Source organism: Kribbella antibiotica (assembly GCF_004349055.1).
Lineage (GTDB): Bacteria > Actinomycetota > Actinomycetes > Propionibacteriales > Kribbellaceae > Kribbella > Kribbella antibiotica.
Map to the genome: position 1 here is coordinate 49,809 of NZ_SMKX01000037.1, position 16,866 is coordinate 66,674.

The 16,866-nt window shown below is 63.1% G+C and carries 21 protein-coding genes and 1 pseudogene; 9 read left to right on the top strand and 13 right to left on the bottom strand.

Annotated elements, in window-relative coordinates; translation table 11 throughout:
* The first annotated feature begins 16 nt into the window (after positions 1–16).
* The 4 genes from E1263_RS15540 to E1263_RS15555 all read left to right on the top strand — a co-directional run bounded on the left by E1263_RS15540 (position 17) and on the right by E1263_RS15555 (position 2,517).
* Positions 17–646, top strand: coding sequence for a class I SAM-dependent methyltransferase (locus tag E1263_RS15540; protein ID WP_132168014.1), 630 nt, complete (start codon positions 17–19; stop codon positions 644–646).
* Between the two features lie 70 nt (positions 647–716).
* Complete coding sequence (locus E1263_RS15545) at positions 717–1,370, top strand: YdcF family protein (protein ID WP_132168015.1); 654 nt, start codon at positions 717–719, stop codon at positions 1,368–1,370.
* Between the two features lie 70 nt (positions 1,371–1,440).
* Positions 1,441–2,127: a bifunctional diaminohydroxyphosphoribosylaminopyrimidine deaminase/5-amino-6-(5-phosphoribosylamino)uracil reductase RibD gene (gene ribD, locus E1263_RS15550; protein ID WP_165956624.1), complete on the top strand. Its 687-nt coding sequence runs from the start codon at positions 1,441–1,443 to the stop codon at positions 2,125–2,127.
* 9 nt (positions 2,128–2,136) lie between these two features.
* On the top strand, positions 2,137–2,517 hold the full coding sequence (locus tag E1263_RS15555) for a hypothetical protein (RefSeq protein ID WP_132168017.1): 381 nt from the start codon (positions 2,137–2,139) through the stop codon (positions 2,515–2,517).
* Positions 2,518–2,520: 3 nt separating this feature from the next.
* Here the strand turns inward: E1263_RS15555 and E1263_RS15560 are convergent, their stop codons facing one another.
* Positions 2,521–2,982 carry an NUDIX domain-containing protein gene (locus tag E1263_RS15560; protein WP_132168018.1) on the bottom strand — a complete coding sequence of 154 codons (462 nt, stop codon included), beginning with the start codon at positions 2,980–2,982 and terminating at the stop codon, positions 2,521–2,523.
* A 96-nt stretch (positions 2,983–3,078) separates the two neighbouring features.
* Entirely contained in the window at positions 3,079–3,639 is a 561-nt protein-coding gene (locus E1263_RS15565; protein ID WP_132168019.1) for an NUDIX hydrolase, read from the bottom strand.
* A gap of 92 nt (positions 3,640–3,731) precedes the next feature.
* On the opposite strand from E1263_RS15565, the gene E1263_RS15570 reads away from it, so the two are divergent.
* Complete coding sequence (locus E1263_RS15570; protein WP_165956625.1) at positions 3,732–4,487, top strand: alpha/beta fold hydrolase; 756 nt, start codon at positions 3,732–3,734, stop codon at positions 4,485–4,487.
* Between the two features lie 31 nt (positions 4,488–4,518).
* Here E1263_RS15570 and fxlM read toward each other — a convergent pair whose 3' ends face one another.
* The 3 genes from fxlM to E1263_RS15585 form a co-directional block, all read right to left on the bottom strand.
* Positions 4,519–5,730 (bottom strand): methyltransferase, FxLD system, encoded by a 1,212-nt coding sequence (gene fxlM, locus E1263_RS15575; RefSeq protein ID WP_165956626.1) that lies wholly within the window; start codon positions 5,728–5,730, stop codon positions 4,519–4,521.
* Positions 5,731–5,820: 90 nt separating this feature from the next.
* On the bottom strand, positions 5,821–6,948 hold the full coding sequence (locus E1263_RS15580) for an rRNA adenine N-6-methyltransferase family protein (protein WP_132168021.1): 1,128 nt from the start codon (positions 6,946–6,948) through the stop codon (positions 5,821–5,823).
* Positions 6,945–7,583, bottom strand: coding sequence for an MvdC/MvdD family ATP grasp protein (locus E1263_RS15585; RefSeq protein ID WP_132168022.1), 639 nt, complete (start codon positions 7,581–7,583; stop codon positions 6,945–6,947). The genes E1263_RS15580 and E1263_RS15585 overlap by 4 nt, the downstream gene beginning before the upstream one ends.
* Before the next feature lie 25 nt (positions 7,584–7,608).
* Between E1263_RS15585 and E1263_RS44345 the strand changes: the two genes are divergently transcribed.
* Positions 7,609–7,992 carry a GNAT family N-acetyltransferase gene (locus E1263_RS44345; RefSeq protein ID WP_132168023.1) on the top strand — a complete coding sequence of 128 codons (384 nt, stop codon included), beginning with the start codon at positions 7,609–7,611 and terminating at the stop codon, positions 7,990–7,992.
* 2 nt (positions 7,993–7,994) lie between these two features.
* Here the strand turns inward: E1263_RS44345 and E1263_RS43645 are convergent, their stop codons facing one another.
* The 3 genes and pseudogenes from E1263_RS43645 to E1263_RS43655 form a co-directional block, all read right to left on the bottom strand.
* Entirely contained in the window at positions 7,995–8,156 is a 162-nt protein-coding gene (locus E1263_RS43645) for a hypothetical protein (RefSeq protein ID WP_238161263.1), read from the bottom strand.
* A gap of 3 nt (positions 8,157–8,159) precedes the next feature.
* Positions 8,160–8,246: pseudogene (locus E1263_RS43650) on the bottom strand (NUDIX domain-containing protein); the annotation flags it as partial.
* A gap of 44 nt (positions 8,247–8,290) precedes the next feature.
* Positions 8,291–8,485, bottom strand: coding sequence for a hypothetical protein (locus tag E1263_RS43655; protein WP_238161264.1), 195 nt, complete (start codon positions 8,483–8,485; stop codon positions 8,291–8,293).
* Positions 8,486–8,805: 320 nt separating this feature from the next.
* On the opposite strand from E1263_RS43655, the gene E1263_RS15600 reads away from it, so the two are divergent.
* On the top strand, positions 8,806–10,071 hold the full coding sequence (locus tag E1263_RS15600; RefSeq protein WP_132168024.1) for a DNA cytosine methyltransferase: 1,266 nt from the start codon (positions 8,806–8,808) through the stop codon (positions 10,069–10,071).
* Here the strand turns inward: E1263_RS15600 and E1263_RS15605 are convergent.
* The 3 genes from E1263_RS15605 to E1263_RS15615 form a co-directional block, all read right to left on the bottom strand.
* A complete protein-coding gene (locus tag E1263_RS15605; protein WP_132168025.1) occupies positions 10,068–10,544 on the bottom strand; it encodes a very short patch repair endonuclease in 477 nt (158 codons plus the stop codon). The two genes, E1263_RS15600 and E1263_RS15605, sit on opposite strands and share 4 nt — an antisense overlap.
* Positions 10,541–11,554 (bottom strand): NaeI family type II restriction endonuclease, encoded by a 1,014-nt coding sequence (locus E1263_RS15610; RefSeq protein ID WP_202868894.1) that lies wholly within the window; start codon positions 11,552–11,554, stop codon positions 10,541–10,543. Before E1263_RS15610 ends, E1263_RS15605 begins: the two co-directional genes overlap by 4 nt.
* A 113-nt stretch (positions 11,555–11,667) precedes the next feature.
* A complete protein-coding gene (locus tag E1263_RS15615; protein WP_132168026.1) occupies positions 11,668–12,699 on the bottom strand; it encodes a NaeI family type II restriction endonuclease in 1,032 nt (343 codons plus the stop codon).
* Between the two features lie 278 nt (positions 12,700–12,977).
* On the opposite strand from E1263_RS15615, the gene E1263_RS15620 reads away from it, so the two are divergent.
* Complete coding sequence (locus E1263_RS15620; protein ID WP_202868895.1) at positions 12,978–14,189, top strand: restriction endonuclease; 1,212 nt, start codon at positions 12,978–12,980, stop codon at positions 14,187–14,189.
* Between the two features lie 26 nt (positions 14,190–14,215).
* Here E1263_RS15620 and E1263_RS15625 read toward each other — a convergent pair whose 3' ends face one another.
* Entirely contained in the window at positions 14,216–14,971 is a 756-nt protein-coding gene (locus E1263_RS15625) for a DUF429 domain-containing protein (RefSeq protein WP_132168028.1), read from the bottom strand.
* Positions 14,972–14,975: 4 nt separating this feature from the next.
* Positions 14,976–16,139: a PDDEXK family nuclease gene (locus E1263_RS15630; RefSeq protein WP_132168029.1), complete on the bottom strand. Its 1,164-nt coding sequence runs from the start codon at positions 16,137–16,139 to the stop codon at positions 14,976–14,978.
* Between the two features lie 95 nt (positions 16,140–16,234).
* On the opposite strand from E1263_RS15630, the gene E1263_RS15635 reads away from it, so the two are divergent.
* On the top strand, positions 16,235–16,765 hold the full coding sequence (locus E1263_RS15635; RefSeq protein WP_132168030.1) for a CYTH domain-containing protein: 531 nt from the start codon (positions 16,235–16,237) through the stop codon (positions 16,763–16,765).
* Positions 16,766–16,866 lie beyond the last annotated feature (101 nt).

The window sequence follows — 16,866 nt, forward strand, 5'->3', positions numbered from 1 at the left end:
GCCTAGGGTCGAGGCTGTGAACACGAACTGGTCGAAGTGGCACGACGCCTATGCCAACCCGGGCTCAGGACTGGGAGACCGACTCGCCGCTGTCCGAGCTCAGATTGACCGCCGTCTAGACGAGACCGCCCCGAATCCCGTGCGCGTGGTCAGCGCTTGCGCCGGCGACGGGCGCGACCTGCTCGGTGTTTTGGCCGGGCGCTCGGATGCCGACCGGGTCACCGCCCTCCTGGTCGAGTACGACGCCGAACTGGCCGCCTGCGCCCGAGAGGATGCCAAGGCATCGCCTGCGCGGATCGACGTCCGACAGGCCGATGCGGCGCAGAGCGAGGTTTACTCGGACGCCGGCCAGGCCGATCTCGTACTGCTGTGCGGCATCTTCGGCAACGTGAGCGACGTCGACATCCAGGCGACCGTCGAGGCAGCACCACAGCTCTGCGCGCCAGGGGCCGAAGTCGTCTGGACCCGCCACCGCAACGATCCCGACCTCACCCCTTCCATTCGTGGCTGGTTCGCTGACGCCGGCTTCGAGGAGGTCGCCTTCGTCGCGCCGGACGAGGACCAGTGGTCGGTGGGCGTCCACCGCCTCGCCGCCGCCCCCCGTCCCCTTGAGCTCGGCCGGCACTGGTTCACCTTTATTCGATGACCGCCACTTGTGTTCTTAGTGCAGGGCAACTGACCGATCCGATCGCCGCCCGAAAGTGGAGCTATTTCTCATGGACAAGTGGAGCTGGTTCTCACGGCTAAAACCAGACGCCCAACTGATCTGGGACTACCACCAGATGCATCACGAGCTGCGTCCCACGGATGTGGGAATCGGCCTCGGCAGCCACGACCTAGGCGTCGCAACATTCGCCGCCCACCTCTACAAACAGCGCCTCTTTCCGACCCTGGTCTTCACCGGAGCCAACAGCCGAACGACCCTCACGCGCTTTCCCCGCGGCGAGGCAATCCACTACCGCGAGCACGCAATCACCCTCGGCGTACCCGAGTCCGACGTACTGATTGAGCCCCGCGCAACGAACACAGGCCAGAACATCGCCTTCACTCGCGAGTTGCTAGCCGCAGAGCCCATCGAATCAGTGCTACTGATCTCCAAGCCCTACATGGAACGCCGAGCCTTCGCCACCTGCCAGAAGCTATGGCCAGATGTCGAGGTGACCTGCGCCTCGGAACCCATTGAGCTCGCCGACTACATCGCCAACATCGGCGACCCGAAACTAGTTCTCGACATGCTCGTCGGCGACCTGCAACGAATCATCGAGTACCCCGCACTCGGCTTCGCTATCGAGCAGGAGGTGCCGGACGAAGTACACGTCGCCTACGAACGCCTGATCCAGGCCGGCTACACCAGCCGCCTGACAATCTGACCGCTGAAAGTTTCACGGCCGTTCGAAGGGAACCTCGGTAGTCATGGCGAATCCTCACGAAGAGGCGGCAATGCGTCGGGCCGTTGCGTTGTCAGCCTTGGGGCTCGGCTCAACGAGTCCCAATCCGCCGGTCGGCTGTGTCGTGCTTGATGTCGACGGCAACGTGGTCGGTGAGGGTTACCACCGCCGAAAGGGCGAGGCTCACGCAGAGGTGAATGCGCTGGCAGCGGCGGGGGAGCAGGCACGCGGTGGTACGGCGGTCGTCACCTTGGAGCCATGCAATCACCAGGGACGAACCCCGCCCTGTCGACAAGCACTCATCGACGCCGGCATCGCCCGTGTAGCCATCTCGCTGATCGACCCGACATCGCGTGAAGAGGGCGGAGCGGCGCGGCTCAGAGCGGCGGGGGTAGATGTCGAGCTTGACGTCCTGAGTGACGAAGCCCGCCTGGTCATCGGGCCATGGCTCGAAGCGCTTGCTTCTGGAGTCCCGCACGTCCACTGGGCATACGTGGTCGACAGCGAGGCGCGCGCTGTCGGAGAGACCATCGCGGAAGTGGCAACGTTGCGGGCCGAGTTCGACGCAGTTCTGACTTCTGCCGGTCGGCTTGAGGAGGGAGTCCCTGGCGCGCATTCGCCGAACGAATTCCGGGACGCCGTCCAGCCCGCTGGATATAATTCAGCCACGTCGACGACGAACGTGAGGCGGGTACGGCGCTCAACCGGCGCCGCCTCGCGCAGCGGCGCGAAGGCTTGAAGTCCGCTCATGACTACAAGGAGCATCACGTTGCCGAACGAGCAGGGCCAAGTCTTCCGCGAAGCGTGGATCGCTGGCGTCAAGAAGTACTACCCCGGTGAGCCCAAGCCTGGCTACATCACCCCATGGGACGAAACCCCGGACTGGGAACGCGCCAGCGCTGCCGCCGTCCATGACCAGGTCCGCGCCTTCGTCGTCGCCTCAGACGGCCGCACCAGCAAGCTCACCCGAGCCCAGAAGGGCCGCTTCGTAGCCCTCTGCTGGATCGGCCAGATCTACAAGCACATCCCAGACCCCAAGCCTGCCTACGTAGCCGACTGGGATGACCTCCCCGACTGGCAGCAACAAACCGACGCCGACATCTTCGAGCACATCGAGAGCCTGCGCTAAGGATCAGAGCACGCTCAAGTTGCCGGTGAAATAGTCGCGTAAGCGCAACTGCTGCGTCGGGTGCAGCGACAGTTTCTCGATCTCGGCTGGGAAGAAGTACTCGACGGATGTGGATTCTGAGTCGCCAACCCTGGCCTCGCCGGCGGTTCGGCGTGCGGTGAGGCAGACGTTGAACTGCTGCCGAACCTCACCGTCGGAGTACTGGATGACGTGATTGGGGTCGCTGTAGATGCCCACAATGCCGGTGACCTCCACCGCGATCCCGGTCTCCTCCAGGACCTCCCTACGTACACATGCCGCCAGTGATTCACCAAGCTCCATCTGCCCGCCCGGAAGCGCCCAGTTCCCCGAGTCCAAACGGCGAACCATGAGAACTTTCCCCGACTCCTCGACAACAGCAGATGCGGCCACGACCAGCGAGTTCGGCGTCGGGGCGTCCGGGTCGTTGTAGAAGTCTGTTCTCATGCTTCCTTCACTGCCTTTCTAGGCGCCCCAGCGGTATAGCCACTAGGACGTCGCCGTGGTCGGCGCGCTGGTCGATATCGGGACCTCACCCGTCGATCAGGTAGTTCGGTATGCGATGACGTGTAGCAGACCGACAAGGGATGCGGCGCCGACAATCTCACCGTCGCTGATGCGCCGACGAATCGAGTCGAGTCCGATCCACTCGACTCGCTGCGCCTCGTTGATGTCCTCGGGATCGCCGATGTGGTCGGCGCCATGCGAGACGAACAGCAAGTTCTCGGCGTCCGTCGTACCCACAGATGGTTGGAGTGAGACTAGAGGCTCGACGTTCCTCGGACGCCAACCCGTCTCTTCCTCCACCTCGCGCGCAGCCGTGATGGCCGGGTCTTCATCAGGGTCGACATAGCCGCCTGGCAACTCCCAAACCCAACGGTCAATGATGAAGCGATGCCGCCACAACATGAGCACGTTCTCTTGCTTGTCATCGAGCACGACCATCATCGCGGCCTTAGGCATCCGCAGCACGTACTGCTCGAACTGCACGCCATCAGGCAGCTCAACCGACGCGATGCTCAGCCGCAGGCGGCGGGTCTCGTCGACCACGCGCTCGCCGTGAATCGTCCACTGCGTCGCCTGCTTCTCGCCCTCGGATGTCACGGCAAGACACTACCGATGCACGAGTACTGCCTTCGACTTCCACTCGCGTGAGCCTCTGCAGGGCACTCGGTGTCTGCCGTACGATTGGCGCCATGTCGGCCACCCAAATCGACGTCGGCGGCTACAAGCTGGCAGCAGAGATCACTGGCGATGGCGCACCAACTGTGGTGTTCAGCTCTGGGCTGGGCGACGCGGGTGAAGCCTGGGAAGCGACCATCGCGGCACTGAAATCCTCCGTTCAACTCGTGACATATGCGCGTGCTGGCATCGGCGACAGCGACTCGCTGGCGGATTCGACGCCACGGTCGTTCGGAGCGGTCGCCGAAGAGCTGCATCGGCTGCTGGCGGCAGCAGATATCACGGGTCCCTATGTAGTTGTCGGTCACTCGATTGGTGCCGCGATCGCACAGGTCTTCGCCGCCCAGTGGCCGCAGGAGGTTGCCGGGCTGGTGCTTGTCGATCCGAGCGATGTCCAGTTGTACCTGGACATCGAGAAGCCAAAACTTGTTATGCCTGATGGCGACCGCGACGACCATGCCTCGTTCGATGTGAAGCTCGGCGCTGAAGACGCCGCGGCCAGCAGGCGCTCGCTCAACATGCCGAGTGTCGTTGTCACGAGTCGTGTCGGTCGTTGGCTGGAGTCGAAGACCCCGGATCTCTGGCGACCGTTCAGCCTGGATGCTGTGGACAAGCGCTGGCAAAGCGGGCACCAGGCTCTCGCCGCCGATCTGGGCGCGATGCAGAAGGTGGCCGAGGTAGGCGGACACTACGTGCAGAACGATCAGCCGGAGCTCGTCGCGGCGGCGATCGATGAGGTTGTCCAGCTTGCTGCCAGGCCCAGCCTGTAGCGCGGCAGCAAGTGGGGGCACGGTCGAAAGCTCAGCACATGCTGACGACTAGGCGCGATGCAGTCTTCTCGATCACCTCATGACTCATTGCTGGGTCAAACGAGATGGCCGATGTGGAGGCGTTGGATAAGTATGCCCGCACGGTTGGCTTGGCGCTGCGGTCTTGATTCCAGGCCTCGATCGCCTCGCAGAGCTGTCCGGCGAGATGTCCGCCGTACGGTCCATTTCCGATAGCGCCGAGCTCGAATCTGCCCTCTTGGATCTTTCTGAAAACGAGGTAGGCGAGGCTGCCGTCTTCGGCCAGCGCTGGGCTGCGGGCGGGGATCGCGGGAGTGCACAGGCCGGCGTCGACAGCGGCGCGGTCAGCGGAGATACGGCAGATGCGGCTGTCATGGGCAGTGAGCCGGAGCCAGATGCCGTCGAAGGGTTCCTGAGGCCCAACCAGCACCTCGGACCAGACGGCTTCTTTAGGCTGGTCGAGGACACCGCTCAGTTTTGCCGCGTCGATTGCCTGGTCGCCGTCCCAGTACAAGGTGACCAGACCATCGGCGTCGATGGCGCCGCTGCGCTCACCTTCTTGCCCGATCATGGGCACGAAGCCGCAAAGCTCCATCGAGTCCGATACGAGGGCGTCGCCATCTCGGACGAATGCCACGCTCCGGGTCTGGCCTCGCCAGCGCAGCGGCACAACCAGACGACCGTCGGGAGCCAACTGCTCCCAGAACGCCGGCGTCAGGTCCCAGGCGCCGACAGTGAAGATGATGCGGTCGTACGGCGCGTTCTCGGGCCCCCCGAGTGACCCGTTGCAGGTGATGACCTCGACGTGTTCGTTGCCGGTCGCGTCCAGTCCGCGACGCGCGCCAGCGGTGACCTCGGGATCGATGTCCACCGTCGTGACAGATCCGCCGGGGCCGGTCAGCTGAGCGAGAAGAGCGGCGTTGTAGCCGGTGCCCGCGCCGATTTCGAGGATGCGGTTGCCGGGCTTGACCTGGAGTTGGTCCAGCATCATGGCGACGATGATGGGCGCGGAGGCGCAGCTCAGCGCCGAACCATCGCTAGCACTCTTGGTGATGACCGCGATGTCGGCGTACGCGTCGTCAATGCTGGCTTCGGGAACGAAGTCGTGCCGCGGAACAGTGCGCATGGCCCGTTCGACTGTTGGGTTCGTGGCATGGCCGGCTGCCTTGATGTGGTCGACCATGGCCGCGCGCAGGGCCTCCGGTGAGTTGGTGACGATGATCATTGGTTCCTTTCGCGATACCCAGGCCTTCGTTGGGCGGCAGGCTGATCGTATTTGGGCGGACAGACAGTTTTCGGAGACAGCGATCAGCCGCTACTGCGGGAGATCTACTACTGTCCGGCCATCGGCCGTGACCATGACAATCCACTCCGACAGGTCCGGCTGCCCCGCGTTCAGCCATCGCTCGTGCGCCTGCTCCGCCTCGGCCCAAAGATCACGGGGGCCGATCATGCTCACCGTTCCGTCGTCGACCTGTGCCCAGGACCCATCGGGAGCGTTGAGGTTGATGCTTTCGTCCTGGCTCCACCACCACACGTCGATGCTCTGCCGCCAGAAGTACAGGCGGAATGCCTCATCCTGAAAGACGACAGGTGACAGGCCGGTTTCGCGATCCTCCATCAGGTCGGCTCGGGCTTGGTGCTCCTCAAGGGTCAGCTCGGGAAGCTGGTGCCCGATGTCCGCGAAGTCGGCCACCTTGCGAGCGCTCATGAAGTACCCGCGAGGCGGCATCAGCTTGCCGCTAGCGGTCGTCCCGTCCGCGTCTACGGTGAGCTTGACCCATGCGCCTAGCTCGCTGTTCGACGGTGGCCGCAGATCGGTGAGGATCACTGCGCCCGGCCTGCTCCAACGAATCCAGTCGTACGGCACGTGATCGACAGCGTGAGTCGCAAGTACCCGGTCATGGCGCCGACCGGCCGCGTTCGTCGCCGGGTGATACCCGAGGCTGTCCAGTCGCTCCAGCGCTTCTCGGAGCAGATCCGGGTCGATCTCGACGGTAGTCACCGCATCATCGCCCAGGAGGTGGCAGAGGATCGCAGCGTGGTAGCCAGTGCCGGTGCCGCTCTCCAAGATCGACATACCCGGCTGGACGTCCAGCTCCTCGATCATGTCGGCCATCACAGACGGCATCGAGGAGGACGAAGTCCACACATAGCTGTCCGGCTGGCCCTCAACCGGTTTCGTCTGGGTGATCAGCGGCTGATCGGTGTAGACAGCATCAAGGTAATCGGAATCGGTCCGATCCATTTTGCCGTCCATAACCGCGAATCCGTCGCTGTTCAGCTCGATCCGCAGAAAGTACGGCACGAAGACATGCCGAGGTACGTCGGCGAACGCGGCCTGGAGGCGCGGGTCTGACAGGTGTCCCTTTTCCTTGACCTCGGCAACCATCTCGCGGACCTGACGTTGCCAGGCTTCCGGCTCTACCTCATTGGTTGTCATCTGATCTCCAGAAGGTCTGCCAGAGCCGCCGTCATCGGCAGCCCGGTCTCAAGTTCGAGCCAGTGCCACTGCCCGCCCGTGTTGCACTCATACCAAACCCACGAACCGTCGTGCGCGATGCCGAAGTCAAAGGCTCCGAACAGCAAGCCGAACCTACCGAGGTAACGGTGACAAGCCTCCACAACGTACGACGGCGTGTCGACCACCGCGTATGTCACCTGGTCGTAGTCCCGGCGCCAGTCCAGGTGAGGCGACTGGACCCGCACACTGAATACCTGGTCCCCGATGACGGTCGTTCGGACATCTGCCACCTTGTCTACTCGCGTCTGGAACAGGTGCAGGGCGAGCGAGACCGATTCGTCCAGCTCGACCGGCCGGACCTCATCAGCCCACACCATCAGGGCATTGCCATCGGGACTCGTCAGGTTCGTGTTCTGCAACGGCTTGTAGATGATCGGGTCGTGCTCCTTGGCGAACTGACGCGCCTCGTCCAGGCTGTTGGTGATGAGAGTTGCCGGTACGGAGAAGCCGACCTCGCTCGCTACCGCGAGGTGGGTCGGTTTGAACTCCGCTTCGATGGCCCGCCAAAGGTGGTTGACCCACCGGCCTCGGATGTTCGCCAGGATTCCGCCCATGCCGTGCTTGGCCTGCTCTTTGGTGATGTACGGCTTCGCTGATTCACCCGAATCGCAGGCTGTCAGCGACTACGGCGAGCCTCGGGGCTTGCTTCTCGTGGGCTACAAGCCGAGTGGTGAGCCGGTGGGATGCGGCGGCTATCGAACCTACGATCGACAAGAGCGATTGGTCGAGGTACGGAAGATGTTCGTGTCGCCGGACAACCGTGGCCAAGGTCTCGGGCGGAGGATCCTGGATCACCTGGAACAGCACGCGGCTACTCACGGCGCTCGCGGGATCCTACTGGAGACTGGCTCGCTCAACCGAGCGGCCATCCGTCTCTACTCAGGTGCCGGCTACCAGCCCATTCCTTCCTACGTGCCGGGACGTTGCGAGCTCAATCGTGCGTTCGCCAAATCCCTGAACTAAGGTCAGGTCGTTCGGAACGCGAGCACATGCAGCAAGCCCACAAGAAACGCTGCGCCGGCGTCGATGCGGTCGCGGATCGAATCCAGACTGGTCCAGTCGACGCGCTGGGCCTCGTTGATGTCTGCAGGTTCCCGATGTGGTCGGCGCGAGACCAGCGGCTTCACGTTCCGTGGGCGCCAGCCTGTTTCCTCCTCAACCTCACGAGCTGCGTTGAGGACCGGGTCTTCGCTGGGATCGACGTAGTCACCCGGCAGTTCCCAGACTCAGCGATCAATGATGAAACGGTGCCTCCAGATCATCAGCACATGCTGTCGCCCGTCGTCGAGCACGGCACCATCGCGGCCTTGGATATCCGAAGAACGTACTGCTCGAACTGCACACCATCAGGGAGCTCGACCGACGCGATGCTTAGCCGCAGACGCCGGGAGTCGTCGACCAGGCGCTCGCCGCGGATCTTCCATAAGGTGGATCCGTCGCCACCCTCAGTCGTCACGCGATGACGGTACCGAACGCCTGCTGACTGGTGGTGATCGGGTAGTTGTGAGGGTGGCGCTAGCTAGGGAGTGAAATTGCTCGGTGGCCAGAGAGGCCCCAGACGGTAGTCATCGACGAGCCTGTCGGACCAGGCGACTTGCAGCGGCTAAGCTCTGCCTGTTCGGTCCCCTGGCAGAGCGGATTCTTTCGGCATGACCTGCGCCGCGACGCATCAGTTGGACGCTTCCCCGCGATCTGATGCATGGCTGCCTTGCCCGAGCGTCTCTAGCTGTCAGCGCGATTTGACCCTCAGTGAAGAAGGTCACTACACTCGAACAAATGTTCGAATTGCGGGGAGGTCTCGTGAAACAATTGCGAGTAGTTGAGATTTGCGCGGGGGCCGGCGGCCAAGCCTTGGGCCTTGAGATGGCAGGATTCGAGCACGCGCTTGCGGTCGAGCTCGATGCCACCGCAGCTGACACTCTCAGATTCAACCGCCCCGATTGGGATGTCCGAACAGGCGATGTCGCTGACGAAGCGGTCTGGAAGCCTGAGGACTTCGTCGGCGTCGACCTCCTTGCAGGTGGCGTGCCCTGCCCGCCGTTCTCCATTGCCGGCAAGCAGCTCGGAGCAAATGATGAGCGTGATCTCTTCGCATGGGCAGTTGAGCTATGCGGTGTCGTTCGTCCCCGAGCCCTGATGCTTGAGAATGTGCGAGGACTCTCTGCGCCCCGATTCTCGGCCTATCGGCAGCATGTTCTCGATCGCCTCAGCGAACTTGGCTACGTTGCGGACTGGAGATTGCTCCAAGCCTCAGATTTCGGTGTCGCGCAGCTGCGACCACGTTTCGTCCTAGTCGCGCTGCGCGAAGAGGACGCTCGCTACTTCAGCTGGCCCGAGGCTGCCTCGACTCAGCCGACGGTGGGCGAGGTCCTTCGTGACCTTATGGAAGCAAACGGCTGGAATGCGGATGCATGGACGCAGGCAGCCAACAAGGTTGGTCCCACCATCGTCGGCGGCTCGAAGAAGCATGGCGGCGCCGACCTAGGCCCAACCCGTGCAAAGCGGGCCTGGGCGGAGTTGGGCGTAGATGGCATGGGCGTCGCGAACGAAGCGCCGTCGGCCGAGAAAGATCCGGATTTCAAGCCCAAGCTCACCGTTGAAATGGTTGCGCGGCTCCAGGGCTGGGATGAGACGGAATGGACCTTCACCGGTAAGAAGACATCCCGTTATCGCCAAGTAGGCAACGCTTTTCCGCCGCCTGTAGCGAGGGCAATTGGCCTTCAGATTGTCGCGGCGCTCAACCACGACGGTGAGCCGCGGCTGACGACCGAGTCTGTGACGCATGATGAGATCTATCGCGCGTTGCGCGCTGCCGATGAGCCGCTCACGATCGCAGAGATCCAGGGCCGCGTCGATGATGCGCTCACTGCCGACGAGATCAAGATCCGGGTGAAGAACCTGAAGCGTGACTTCGATGTGCACGAAGGTGAAGACGCCGCAGGCGAGACCACCTACAAGCTGGGAACCTTCAGAGCGTTTGTCGGTCAGGATGAGCACATCCGCCACGAGTACCTGGCGCAGATGCGCTCCAAGGTGAGCTAGTCGCGGCCGCTCTCGCCCAGTGCGCGAATCACCGTGGCGAGAGCAGTACCGATCTCTTCGTGCTCCCAGACCCGCACGACGGTCCAGCCATCCTGTTGCAGCGCAGTGTCCGCGAGCCTGTCTCGCTCGACGTTGCGCTGCAGCTTTGGCGACCAATAACCCGAATTCACTGACGGCTTCCGTCCGTGTTCGGGACAGCAGTGCCAGAAGCATCCGTCGACGAAGACCGCCACCTTGCGTGCTGTGAAGACGACATCGGGCCGGACCCTCCGTGTCGTTGTGTAGATGCTCAGGTCTTTCCGAAACCTGTAACCCTGCCGATGCAGTGCTGACCTCAACTCGACCTCGGGCTTCGTGTTCGCGCGCCGGATCGCTCGCATGTTCCGTGACCGGCCCGGCGTTGTCGGCGTCTCGCCGTACGACGGGATCGGCCGAGCCGCTGACGTTTGTGCCTGCGTGCGGCGAGGGTTCATATCAGAAGGTCGCTCTCCGGCGGCGCAACCGTATCCGGCTTAGCCTTCTTGGTACTGGGTAACTTAGGTGCTGGCTCGCGGCACTCCTCGTCCTCGCGTGCGAGTCGCCAGTGCCTTCCGTCGAGCTCGGTCGTCCATGGGCTGGCTTCGTCAGCCGGCACCACACGCAGACTCACGACCTCGCCAGGCTCCGGGACCGATGCGCCAAGCTGACGGGCCACCTTCCTGTGCACTTCGTAGTCGCCGCCCGGGATGAGGTAGCCGAGCTTCCTGAGGGTCGACCGAGCACCATTGCCGTTGTCCCTGAGACGCGCCATGTAGTCGTCCTGCTGGGCGAGAGTGGCGATGGTGTTCCGTCCGATGCGCAGGTTGGTAACCCGCTGCAGGAGCTCGGTGACACGCTTCTGGCCGCTCTTCGGCGCAAGAACGGCCTCTACTGTGATCGGGTCGAGCCCCAGCAGGATGTTGGGCGGAAGACTGGCCTCAATGTGCAGCCAAGCGATCTGGGCACGGCCACGCATGCTCAAGCTAGCCTTGGCATCACGGTTCTGTCCCTTGTTGCGGTTCTCGTCGCTCGCTCGCACCACCCCGAGACTCCAGACGCCACGTGCGTCGTCCGCAGTCGCCACCAAGAGCAGCTGGCCGAAGCACTCAGGCGGCAGCATCCAGCCACCATTGCGCTGCGAATACTTGCAATCGACATCGTGCCCGCGAACCTTGTAGTCGAGCGGATCACCAGCCGCAGGCTCGTCGATGACATCGTCGAAAGCCCTCCGGATGTTGATCTCGACCAGCGTTCCGAAGTGGGTCTTCTCGGTCTTGAACAACTGATCCCACCGGTAGCGTCCAGTGTGCTGCCCGTCATACAGCTGATCAAACGTCGCCCGAAAGATTGCGGCTGCCCGCTTTCCGTCCGGGTCAGCCGTCCTGAACGCAGCCACGACATCATCCCGCGCGGCATCCGGATCCGGTTCCTTGAACGGCATATCAGGCAGCATCGAGTTGCTCACAGGGCATGACGATAGACGATGTAGAGGATCGCTTGCGGCGCGGAGACAGCTCGTGCTGCGTTGTCCGGAGATCCGTTGTGCGGGGGTAACCAAACGCGATCTGGGGCGGGTCGTCAGCTCTTGCCAGAGGTGGCATCCTGCGAGAGATCCGGAGCCGGTTCGGGAGGGTCGGAGTCCTTCGCGAGTGTCCACCACGCACCGTCGGCTTCGAATGCGTCCGGAAGGTGGGTCCGTGCCCGCTTCACTCGGACCGCAATCCATTCGCCTTTGATCGGTGCCGTCAAGCCCAATGCGCTTGCGATCATGGAGTGTTCCTTCTGATGGCCGAGCACGATGACGCCTTCGTCCCGTAGCCGGAGGCGCGCATCGCGCGCTCGCTTGGGTGCGTCGTCCTGCTGGGCGACGGTCAGCACGGTTTGTCTTCCGACGATGCGTCCCTGGACCTCGCGGAAGAGTTGGTCCACTCGCTTCTGGCCAGACTTCGGGAACGCGAAGATCCGTGATCGTGCGTCGTCAGGAAGATTGCGAATGTGGTTTCTTGGCAGATCAGTTTGAAGGCCGCCCCACAGCCAGTGGATGCCACCGGCGTGGTCGGGATCGATCTTCCGCTTGTTGTCGCGGTTGTACGCGCGTGCTCGTACTTGGGGGCCTTTAGCGGGCTTCCAGCGGAGCCGTTCGTCCGAGATGGTGACGATGCCAGCAGCCCACTCACTAGCGTCGTCATTGAACCAAACCAGCAGTGCAGGGTGGTCGGCGATGCCTGACCGTTCGCCATGGTCTGCGCAGACGTACATCTCCATCGGAATTTCCCAGCCTCCTAGGTCCTTCGAGAACTTGCAGTCCACGTCCACGTTCGCGATACGCCAGTCGAGGTCGGTACCGTTCTCGATCTCGAACTCTTTGGTCAGGTTCACCTCAACTGCTGTACCGAGATAGGTCTTCTCGGTCTTCGTGAGGTGCTGATAGCACCACCGGCCCGTCCGCTGGCCATCCAGCAACTCATCGAGGGAGTCGCGCAGCGCCCATCGAAAGCGGTCCCGCGCGTCGACCTGTTTTTCGAACCAGGTAACTAGGGGTACAACCTCAGGCGGTATCGGCTGGGTTATATCGCTGGCCAGCTGCCATGCTTTCGCGGACTTCGACATGGGCCCAGCTGGGGGTGAATAGGTACGGAAGATATTGCGTCGGCGACGAACCGCCCGACTCCGGCTGTCCTGCATGTTTTGGGTTGCACTATTTCCGGATGGAGGCTGAGCGCCGGTCTGGATACTCACCTGCGCAGTCTGTCAGCTGAGGTCTGGCCATGCTGCAACGCTGGTTGGTGTGTCTGAGTCTCCTGCCCCATTCGGCGGTAGACGTACAGTGGTTCAGTTGCAGGTGCCGCTCAGTCCTGTAGTCCCCCTCCGCCAGGTAGCCTGCGATGGTGAGTATCGGCCCCATCTTTTCGTTTGAGGATCTCAAGTCCGCGGACCTGATCGTCGATGCCGTCTACGCCGGTGGCACAGCCGGATCGGCGGCAGACGACGCACTCGCGCGGCTCCTGCCGGTTGGCAACCAGGGCGGCTTCAGGCCGAGGGGATCGGTGCGCTCAGAGTCGGTACGCCTCGTGGCGCTGTACACGTCTGGAACCGAAGCTGACTGGCCAGATGTCCTGGATACTCAGACTGGTGTCTTTACCTACTTTGGTGACAACCGGCGGCCGGGACGTGAGCTTCACGAGACGCAGCGCGATGGGAATCTTTTGCTCCGGGATGTCTTCGCGTTTGGTCACGGCACCTTTGTGGACCGGCGGAAAGTGCCCCCGTTTCTGCTCTTCCATAAGGCGATCCCCGGTCGGAGCGTTGCGTTCATTGGTCTGCTGGTCCCGGGTGCAGAGTCGCTGCCGAGTGACGATGATCTAGTCGCGGTCTGGCGCACGACAGGTGGGCGGCGCTTTCAGAACTACCGTGCACGATTCACGGTCCTGGACGTAGGCCGGGTGACCAGGGCTTGGATCAACGACGTGATCGCTGGCAACGGCTACGAGAGTGTGCACTGTCCTGCCGTGTGGAAGGCATGGGTGGACGAACGGGTATACACGCCGTTGGAGGCGCCGTCGACAACGATCGTGAGATCCAAAGCAGCGCAACTGCCGGAGGGTCCGGTCGAGCGGGAGATGCTGACGGTGATTCGCGATCACTTCCGCGGCCGGGAGCATGACTTCGAGCCGATAGCCGTCGATTTGTGGAGGCTCATTGCTCCTGCCACTGGACGTTGCGATGTCACGCGTCCGAGCCGCGACGGCGGCCGGGACGCGGTCGGTGAGTACAGCCTCGGTCCGCCGTCTGATCGGATAACCATCGACTTCGCTCTTGAGGCGAAGTGCTACGCACCTACTACATCGGTGGGGGTTCGGGACATCGCCCGGCTGATATCCCGCATCCGGCATCGTGAGTTCGGCGTCTTTGTCACCACGTCGTACTTCGGCACGCAGGCCTACACGGAAGTCCGTACCGATGGCCATCCGATCGCGCTGATCTGCGGTCAAGACATCGTCGACGCGTTAAAGGCGCATGGTCACACCAATGCTGCGAGCGTGCGCGCATGGCTCGCGGCGAAGTCGGTGCCCGAGGTTGAGCCCTCAGTTGGTCGCTAGGCGGGCTCGCTCAGACCGTTGCTGCCTCAGGCTGAGTCGTAGGCGCTGGCGATTTCTGGGGTTACCGGGGTGAGGATGTAGCCGGTTTCGGGGTTGCCCATGGCTCGGACGGCGGTGGGGTTGGCTACGGCGTAGGCGGCGATGTAGGCGCAGACGATTCCGTCGATCGAGTCTTCGATTCGGCCGAGGTCGGCTTTTCGTTCGGCCTGGGTGGTTGCTTGCCTGATGCGGTGCCAGTCGGGGCAGGTATCGAGCAGGAGGGGTGGGGATGCCTCGCGGAGAGTCTCGAGGTGGTCCAAGAGGCTGAGGAGTTCGCGACGGAGGTGCTCTAGGTCGCGGCCGGGCTTGTTCTTGTAGGTGAGGATGTACGGCAGGTCGAAGAGGACGACGATCGCTGGGTGCGGATAGACCTCGACCGCGCGGCGTTCGGACTGATCACGCGGGTCGACAGCTAGGCCGAGCTTGTCGGTGAGGCGGAGGGCGCGGGTCCCATCGGCGAAATGCGGTTTTGAGAGGTTGGCCGAGTGGCAGGAGGCGCCGTACCGGCCGAAGTGTCTACTGACCAGGCTCTCGCAGGGGCGGTTTCCGGTGGGGTTGGTGACGATGATCGGGGCGTCGATCGCGACCAGGCACGGGCCGGTGGTCCACGGTGTCAGCCAGTCGATGATTTCGTCGTCGGTCTTCCGCTGGGTGGCGGCTAGCAAGTGTCCGGATGCGTCGATGGCCGCGAGGCCTGTCATGTTCTTTTGGCCCCAGGCGAGGTCTACCCCGATGTAGTACACGTGCTCAGGCCAGCCGTCCTGCTTCGTTGATCGAGGCGACAGTCTCTGTGATCAGCGCTGTCAATTGGGTCTCGCCGGCGACGACTGCTGACGGATCGAAGGTGGCTCCCACGATCAGTTTGATTCTGGGCGATTTGCCGCCTGGCAGGGCGTGGACGTCCTCGCCGTACTGTTCGATCCGGGTCTTGACGGAAGGTCTGCTGGCCAGGCTTTGCTTGTCGTAGCCGAGGGTGAGGTGGGACAGCCCGGACCAGTTGCCGGTGCTGTCCGGAGGAAAGATCCACGCGATCGACAGCGGCTCGGCACGGTCCTGCGTCGGGAGCCTGATCGACGCGCCTTTCGTTCCCCAATCGAACCTCAGACCGACTCCACGGCAGGCGTCGAAGATCCGCTCTAGAGCCAGGCGGTATTCGTTGTCGGTGATGGAGTCGAGAAGGTCGGCCTCGCCGATATGGGCCGACGGGCCGACGGGCCGGCGTTCCGGCCGGGCAACGATCTGGCAGGCGTAGGCGCTGATGGTCTTCTGATCGGGCATGGGGAGGAACGTCGATTGGTACCGGATCAACTCTGCGAGGTAGAAGCTTCCTCGCTTCATCGACTGATTCAGGTAGCGAACCGAGTTCTCCATCGACGTGGTGAAACGCTGTGCCACCGCGACGAAATGGAAGTCACCTGTTTCAAGTGTCTCGGTGACGCGGGCTCGGAACTGGCTGGCCTCAGAGTCGGACATCTCGGGCCAGGCTCGGGCCCGGGCATCCTCGAGTGACCGGGCGCCAACCATGTTCGGATCGGTGCAGTACTTGCTGGCGAGATAACGCCGTACGACGGTGTTGTCGAATTCGTCGAGGGATTGTTCCCAGAGGTCACTTCCGTAGTCGACGAGCTGCGCGAGTACGTGGCGGAAATCCGGATTCTGAGGGCCGGTCTTGAACTCGACGAGCAGGATGTCGCCGCCTCGGGCAAGGCCGACAAGGTCGATCCGCCCGGACGCGAGACTCACCTCCTGCCCAACGACGAGTAGCGGTCCGTCAAGGTCGAGGTCCTCGATCGGCAGCAGGCCGGGGGACAGGCGAAGGCGGTCGTGGAGGTTCTGTTCGTCCGGGGCGAGGATCTCCTCGAGGACGGCTTCGGATCCGTCGTCGCGCAACACAACGAGCTTGCGGCCCATGGTTCCCTCCGTGTCCAGGTCGAGCTGCGACGCTATCGGTTGGGGTGCTCGGGCAACAGCCCCCCGGGTGGCAGATTCGGCGATGTGAGGTGGGCGTGGCGATTGAGTTCGAGGCAAAGGTGTTGGGAGTCGAGCCGGATGTGCTGGCGGCCAAGATCCTCAGGCTGAGTGGGCGGCGGATCGCTGAGCGGTTGATGCGGCGGTATGTCTATGACATCGAGGCTGGGGATGAGTCTCGGTGGGTTCGGTTGCGGGATACGGGGAGCGAGGTGACGCTGGCGGTTAAGGAGATTGCGCACGACGGGATTGACGGTACGACGGAGACTGAGGTGGTGGTTGGGGACTTCGAGACGGCCAATCAGTTGCTCGGGCGGATGGGGTTTGTGGCGAAGTCTTATCAGGAGAATCGGCGGGTGAGTTTCGAGCTGCTGGGGGCGCAGTTGGAGATCGACTCTTGGCCGTTGATTCCGCCGTACCTGGAAATCGAGGGGCGGTCGCGGGAGCACGTCGTACAGGTGGGGGCTGCGTTGGGGGTCGCGGAGATGGAGCTGACGGGGGAGAACACTACGAAGGTTTATGCGCGGTACGGGATCGAGTTGGCGGGGATTCGGGAGCTGCGGTTTTAGGGCGCCGTACGGCGTGTTGGGGATCGCGGCGGCGGTCGATCGGGGTCAGGCTGGGGGTATGGGCGAAGGTCGTTGGGTGTTGGTGCGGGCCGGGGATGGGT